1 rRNA gene is annotated in these 3,063 nt (G+C 52.9%); it reads left to right on the top strand.

What is annotated here, in order from left to right:
• Positions 1 to 122: 122 nt before the first annotated feature.
• A 23S ribosomal RNA gene (locus ACQ3G7_RS24650) occupies positions 123 to 3,030 on the top strand.
• Positions 3,031 to 3,063: the final 33 nt, after the last annotated feature.

Raw genomic sequence — 3,063 nt, 5'->3', positions numbered from 1 at the left:
TTTGCTCTTTAAAAATCTGGATCAAGCTGAAAATTGAAACACAGAACAGTGCGAACTGTTCTGCGAGTCTCTCAAATTTTCACAACTGACGATGAATCGCAAGAAACATCTTCGGGTTGTGAGGTTAAGCGACCAAGCGTACACGGTGGATGCCCTGGCAGTCAGAGGCGATGAAGGACGTGCTAATCTGCGAAAAGCGCCGGTAAGGTGATATGAACCGTTATAACCGGCGATGTCCGAATGGGGAAACCCAGTGTGACTCGTCACACTATCATTAACTGAATCCATAGGTTAATGAGGCGAACCGGGGGAACTGAAACATCTAAGTACCCCGAGGAAAAGAAATCAACCGAGATTCCCCCAGTAGCGGCGAGCGAACGGGGAGGAGCCCAGAGCCAGAATCAGCTTGTGTGTTAGTGGAAGCGTCTGGAAAGACGCGCGATACAGGGTGACAGCCCCGTACACAAAAATGCACAGGTTGTGAGCTCGATGAGTAGGGCGGGACACGTGGTATCCTGTCTGAATATGGGGGGACCATCCTCCAAGGCTAAATACTCCTGACTGACCGATAGTGAACCAGTACCGTGAGGGAAAGGCGAAAAGAACCCCGGCGAGGGGAGTGAAAAAGAACCTGAAACCGTGTACGTACAAGCAGTGGGAGCACCCTTTGGGGTGTGACTGCGTACCTTTTGTATAATGGGTCAGCGACTTATATTCTGTAGCAAGGTTAACCGAATAGGGGAGCCGAAGGGAAACCGAGTCTTAACTGGGCGTTAAGTTGCAGGGTATAGACCCGAAACCCGGTGATCTAGCCATGGGCAGGTTGAAGGTTGGGTAACACTAACTGGAGGACCGAACCGACTAATGTTGAAAAATTAGCGGATGACTTGTGGCTGGGGGTGAAAGGCCAATCAAACCGGGAGATAGCTGGTTCTCCCCGAAAGCTATTTAGGTAGCGCCTCGTGAACTCATCTCCGGGGGTAGAGCACTGTTTCGGCTAGGGGGCCATCCCGGCTTACCAACCCGATGCAAACTGCGAATACCGGAGAATGTTATCACGGGAGACACACGGCGGGTGCTAACGTCCGTCGTGAAGAGGGAAACAACCCAGACCGCCAGCTAAGGTCCCAAAGTCATGGTTAAGTGGGAAACGATGTGGGAAGGCCCAGACAGCCAGGATGTTGGCTTAGAAGCAGCCATCATTTAAAGAAAGCGTAATAGCTCACTGGTCGAGTCGGCCTGCGCGGAAGATGTAACGGGGCTAAACCATGCACCGAAGCTGCGGCAGCGACACGAATGTGTTGTTGGGTAGGGGAGCGTTCTGTAAGCCTGCGAAGGTGTGCTGTGAGGCATGCTGGAGGTATCAGAAGTGCGAATGCTGACATAAGTAACGATAAAGCGGGTGAAAAGCCCGCTCGCCGGAAGACCAAGGGTTCCTGTCCAACGTTAATCGGGGCAGGGTGAGTCGACCCCTAAGGCGAGGCCGAAAGGCGTAGTCGATGGGAAACAGGTTAATATTCCTGTACTTGGTGTTACTGCGAAGGGGGGACGGAGAAGGCTATGTCATCCGGGCGACGGTTGTCCCGGTTTAAGCGTGCAGGTGTGTGTTCCAGGCAAATCCGGAGCACTTTAACACTGAGGCGTGATGACGAGGCACTACGGTGCTGAAGTGACAAATGCCCTGCTTCCAGGAAAAGCCTCTAAGCATCAGGTAACACGAAATCGTACCCCAAACCGACACAGGTGGTCAGGTAGAGAATACCAAGGCGCTTGAGAGAACTCGGGTGAAGGAACTAGGCAAAATGGTGCCGTAACTTCGGGAGAAGGCACGCTGATATGTAGGTGAAGCGGTTTACCCGTGGAGCTGAAATCAGTCGAAGATACCAGCTGGCTGCAACTGTTTATTAAAAACACAGCACTGTGCAAACACGAAAGTGGACGTATACGGTGTGACGCCTGCCCGGTGCCGGAAGGTTAATTGATGGGGTTATCCGTAAGGAGAAGCTCTTGATCGAAGCCCCGGTAAACGGCGGCCGTAACTATAACGGTCCTAAGGTAGCGAAATTCCTTGTCGGGTAAGTTCCGACCTGCACGAATGGCGTAATGATGGCCAGGCTGTCTCCACCCGAGACTCAGTGAAATTGAACTCGCTGTGAAGATGCAGTGTACCCGCGGCAAGACGGAAAGACCCCGTGAACCTTTACTATAGCTTGACACTGAACATTGAGCCTTGATGTGTAGGATAGGTGGGAGGCTTTGAAGCGTGGACGCCAGTCTGCGTGGAGCCAACCTTGAAATACCACCCTTTAATGTTTGATGTTCTAACGTGGACCCGTAATCCGGGTTGCGGACAGTGTCTGGTGGGTAGTTTGACTGGGGCGGTCTCCTCCTAAAGCGTAACGGAGGAGCACGAAGGTCAGCTAATCCTGGTCGGACATCAGGAGGTTAGTGCAATGGCATAAGCTGGCTTGACTGCGAGCGTGACGGCGCGAGCAGGTGCGAAAGCAGGTCATAGTGATCCGGTGGTTCTGAATGGAAGGGCCATCGCTCAACGGATAAAAGGTACTCCGGGGATAACAGGCTGATACCGCCCAAGAGTTCATATCGACGGCGGTGTTTGGCACCTCGATGTCGGCTCATCACATCCTGGGGCTGAAGTAGGTCCCAAGGGTATGGCTGTTCGCCATTTAAAGTGGTACGCGAGCTGGGTTTAGAACGTCGTGAGACAGTTCGGTCCCTATCTGCCGTGGGCGCTGGAGAATTGAGGGGGGCTGCTCCTAGTACGAGAGGACCGGAGTGGACGCATCACTGGTGTTCGGGTTGTCATGCCAATGGCACTGCCCGGTAGCTAAATGCGGAAGAGATAAGTGCTGAAAGCATCTAAGCACGAAACTTGCCCCGAGATGAGTTCTCCCTGAGACTTTAAGTCTCCTGAAGGAACGTTGAAGACGACGACGTTGATAGGCCGGGTGTGTAAGCGCAGCGATGCGTTGAGCTAACCGGTACTAATGAACCGTGAGGCTTAACCTTACAACGCCGAAGATGTTTTGGCGTGAGAGACGC

The sequence above is a fragment of the Kosakonia sp. N21 genome, from assembly GCF_050587465.1.
GTDB lineage: Bacteria > Pseudomonadota > Gammaproteobacteria > Enterobacterales > Enterobacteriaceae.
This window is presented reverse-complemented; position numbering and strand designations above follow the sequence as displayed.